Below are 3,326 nucleotides of genomic sequence, written 5' to 3' on the forward strand. Positions count from 1 at the left end.
CCGTCGCGCTCGTAGCGGGTCACGGCGCCGAAGCGGGCGACGAAGCGTCGGCACTCGCGCAGGGCCGGCTGGGAGACGCCCGCGCCGCGGCCGACGCAGGCGCCGTCCGGGGCGCAGGACCAGGAGCGGCCGTCCAGCACAAGGCGACGGGCCTCCCCGGGGGCGGCGAGGGTGGCGGCGGCCTCGAGGGCCGGAGCGGGCTGGGCGAGGGCGAGGCTCGCCGAGGTCAGGATCATGAGAAGCATGGGAGCCTCCGGGGCTGTTCATGGCGACCGGTCCATGCAAAAGTGACCGACCGTGCACATATGAGTGACCGAACGGTCACTTCGAGTCAACAAGTAAAGTGGCCGGTCGGTCATTTTTTCTGGAGAGGCCTCCATGCCCCCCAAAGGCGCCACGACCCACGCCCGGCTGATCGACGAGGCGATCTCCCAGGTCACCGTGCGCGGCCTGGCGGCGGTCAGCCTGCAGGACGTGGCGGGGGCGGCGGGGGTGTCCAAGAGCACGGTGCTCAAGCATTTCCAGTCCAAGGAGGCGCTGCAGGCCGAGGTGCTGGACGCCATGATCGAGCGCTTCAAGGCCGCGGTCTGGGCCCCGGCCGAGCCGCTGGCCCCCGGGCGCGAGCGGCTGGACCGCATCTTCGCCGGCGAGCTGGACTGGATCGACGGCGACGACACCCCCGGGGGCTGTCCCCTGATGTCCACCGCCGCCGAACTGGACGACCAGCCCGGCCCCCTGCGCGATGCGCTGAAGGCCAGTCAGCTACTCTGGGCCAAGGTCATCAAGCGGGAGTTCCGCACCCTGCTCCCCGAGGCCGACGACGCGACGCTGGAGCTGAAGGTGTTCCAGTTCAGGGGCATCATGATGGCCTACGCCCATTCAAAACGGCTGCTCGACGACGAGACGGCGCGGCGGCAGGCGACCGGGGCCTGGCGGGCGCTGCTGGCCGCCGCCTGAAGCCGCCGGCTACCGCAGGCTCTGCGGCAGGCCGTCGGCGATGTCGTAGTAGTCGCCCTTGTCGGCGGTGAAGATGTGCTTCTCCAGACGGGTCCCGGTCGGCGTGTCGAAGGCGCCCATGGCGATGGCGATCCTGTCCCGGCGAAGCGGATCCCAGAACAGGAACGAGCCGCAGATCGAGCAGAAGCCGCGCCGCACCCGCTCGGACGCCTGGAACCAGGTGACGCTGTCGCCGCCGTGGATCGTCACGGCCGCCCGGGGCAGGTCGGTCGAGGCCCAGTAATGCCCCGACTGCCGCCGGCATTGGGTGCAATGGCAGGCGTCCGGCGGCGGCAGATCGCCCGAGACCTCGATCCGCACCGCCCCGCAGAGGCAGGCTCCCGTATGCATGGCGCGCTCCTTCGGTCGAGGCGCCCAATCTAGCCAGTTCCCGGCGGCGGCCAATACGCCGTCGCCGACCGGACCTCTGAACGAAATCCGGCCAAGGTTGTTATCCCCGGAGCGCCAAGGCGCTCGACCGGAACCGAAACGGGATCTCGACATGGCTTACTCGGCGCTCCGAGCCACCCTTCCCCTCGTCATCGTGCTGGCCGCGGCGGCGTGCGACCGGCAGGCGGAGGAGCCCGCCGGCGCGCCCGCCGGTTCGCCCGGGCCGGCCGCGACGGCGCCGACGCCGGCCCCGCCGACCTCGGGCCCGGCCTCGCTGTGGAACGGGGGGCAGGCCGCGCCGCTCGATATCCAGGTCGCCCATCCGGACGGGGTGGTGCTTCAGCTCACCTCCCTGCAGTCGCGGCCCACCGAGACGGTGGTCGGGGTCCGGGTGATCAACGGCCGCGACCGGGAAATCCAGCTGAACCGCTTCAACAACAATCGCGACGGCTTCATCGTCGTCGACAGCGGCGAGCGCATCTATCTGTCGCCGCCGCCCGGCAATCCGCGCCTGGCGATCCAGGCCGGCCAGACGCTGGAGGGCGAACTGGTCTTCCTGGGCCGGCTCCCGCCGGGCCAGACCGCCATCCTGGTGCTGAACGAGAACAGCTCCACCGACAACCAGTACACGACCAATCCCGGCTTCCGCATCGATCTGCCGCTGGGGAGCGCGAGGCCATGAGCGCCGGTCGGAGGCGGGGCGCCATCCTCGCGACGGCGGCGGCGGCGCTGGCGCTGGCGTCCTGCGACGGCGGCTCTGGCGGAGCCGGCGCCCCGGTCAATCTGCAGATCGCCCATCCGGCGGGGGTGGTGCTTCAGATCGACTCGGTCCGCGTCGGCTCCGAAGCCACCGTGGTCGGGACCCGCGTGATCAACGGGCGCGACCGCGACATCGAACTCAACGCCGGCCGGGACAACACCTATCTGCTGACCGACGCCGGGGAGAAGCTGCCGCTCGCCGCGCCCGCGACCAACCCCCGTCTCGGCGTCCCGGCCGGCCGGAGCATCGACGCCGCCCTGGTGTTCGCCGGCGCCCTGCCGCGCGGCGAGCGCGCGACGCTGGTCATCAACGGGCACGGGCGCGCCGACAATGTCTACAGCAGCAGTCCGCGCTTCGAGGCGGTCCTGCCGCTGGACGGCGCCTTCGGGGCGCGCGGCCTGCCGGAGACGAGCGCCCTGTCGGGGATGCGGCCGAACGCCGCCTCGCGGCTCGGGCCGGCGGCCGCGTCCGGCTCCAGCCTCGGCGCCGGCGGCCTGGCGACCAGCAACCTCCAGGTGGTGGAGGCGCTGCGCACCGAACTGGGCGCGGTCCAGACCGACCGCGGCTCGGTCGTCTCCCTGCCGTCCGACGTGACCTTCGACTTCGACAAGGCCACCCTGCGCCAGGAGGGGCGCGCCGCCCTCGACACCCTGGCCCGGCTGATCGAGGCGACCGGCGGCGACGGCCGGATCACCATCGAGGGCCACACCGACTCCCACGGCGACGACGCCTACAACCTGGACCTGTCGAGGCGACGCGCCGAATCGGTCAAGGCCTATCTGGTCCAGCAGGGCGTGGCCGAGGCCAGGCTCCACACCGTCGGCCTCGGCGAGCAGCGGCCGGTGGCGCCGAACGCGCGCCCGGACGGCTCGGACGACGAGGCCGGGCGTCAGCGCAACCGCCGGGTCGAGGTCGTCCTGCCCGAGACCGGCCCGGCCGCCGCGGCCCCGGCCCCGGCCCCGGGCGCCGCCTCGCGGCTGGCCCCCGCCGGCTGACCCCGGATCTCGAGGCCGGCGTTTGCACGACGTCCGCGGGGGCGTATCACGGCCGTCGCCGGGCGGGAGGTTGCGATGGCGGGACGGATACGAATCGGCGTCGGCGGCTGGACCTATGAGCCGTGGCGGGGGGTGTTCTATCCCGAGGGGCTGGCCCGGAAGCGCGAGCTGGAGTTCGCCAGCCG

At 72.9% G+C, this 3,326-nt stretch carries 5 protein-coding genes and 1 pseudogene; 4 read left to right on the forward strand and 2 right to left on the reverse strand.

The window, feature by feature from the left end:
* The coding region (locus tag Q0588_RS00365; RefSeq protein ID WP_298742750.1) for a hypothetical protein at positions 1-245 on the reverse strand (245 nt) is incomplete at its 3' end.
* A gap of 133 nt (positions 246-378) precedes the next feature.
* Here Q0588_RS00365 and Q0588_RS00370 point away from each other — a divergent pair.
* Complete coding sequence (locus Q0588_RS00370; protein WP_298742752.1) at positions 379-957, forward strand: TetR/AcrR family transcriptional regulator; 579 nt, start codon at positions 379-381, stop codon at positions 955-957.
* A gap of 9 nt (positions 958-966) precedes the next feature.
* Here Q0588_RS00370 and Q0588_RS00375 read toward each other — a convergent pair whose 3' ends face one another.
* The gene (locus Q0588_RS00375) at positions 967-1,347 is read right to left on the reverse strand and encodes a GFA family protein (RefSeq protein ID WP_298742753.1); all 381 of its coding nucleotides are present in this window, start codon (positions 1,345-1,347) and stop codon (positions 967-969) included.
* A gap of 151 nt (positions 1,348-1,498) precedes the next feature.
* Here Q0588_RS00375 and Q0588_RS00380 point away from each other — a divergent pair, with 151 nt between their 5' ends.
* The 3 genes and pseudogenes from Q0588_RS00380 to Q0588_RS00390 all read left to right on the forward strand — a co-directional run.
* Entirely contained in the window at positions 1,499-2,068 is a 570-nt protein-coding gene (locus tag Q0588_RS00380) for a hypothetical protein (protein ID WP_298742754.1), read from the forward strand.
* Complete coding sequence (locus tag Q0588_RS00385) at positions 2,065-3,141, forward strand: OmpA family protein (protein WP_298742755.1); 1,077 nt, start codon at positions 2,065-2,067, stop codon at positions 3,139-3,141. The genes Q0588_RS00380 and Q0588_RS00385 overlap by 4 nt, the downstream gene beginning before the upstream one ends.
* A 75-nt stretch (positions 3,142-3,216) precedes the next feature.
* Positions 3,217-3,326, forward strand: a pseudogene (locus Q0588_RS00390) (DUF72 domain-containing protein); the annotation flags it as partial.

Source organism: uncultured Brevundimonas sp. (assembly GCF_937870815.1).
Classification (GTDB): Bacteria; Pseudomonadota; Alphaproteobacteria; order Caulobacterales; family Caulobacteraceae; genus Brevundimonas.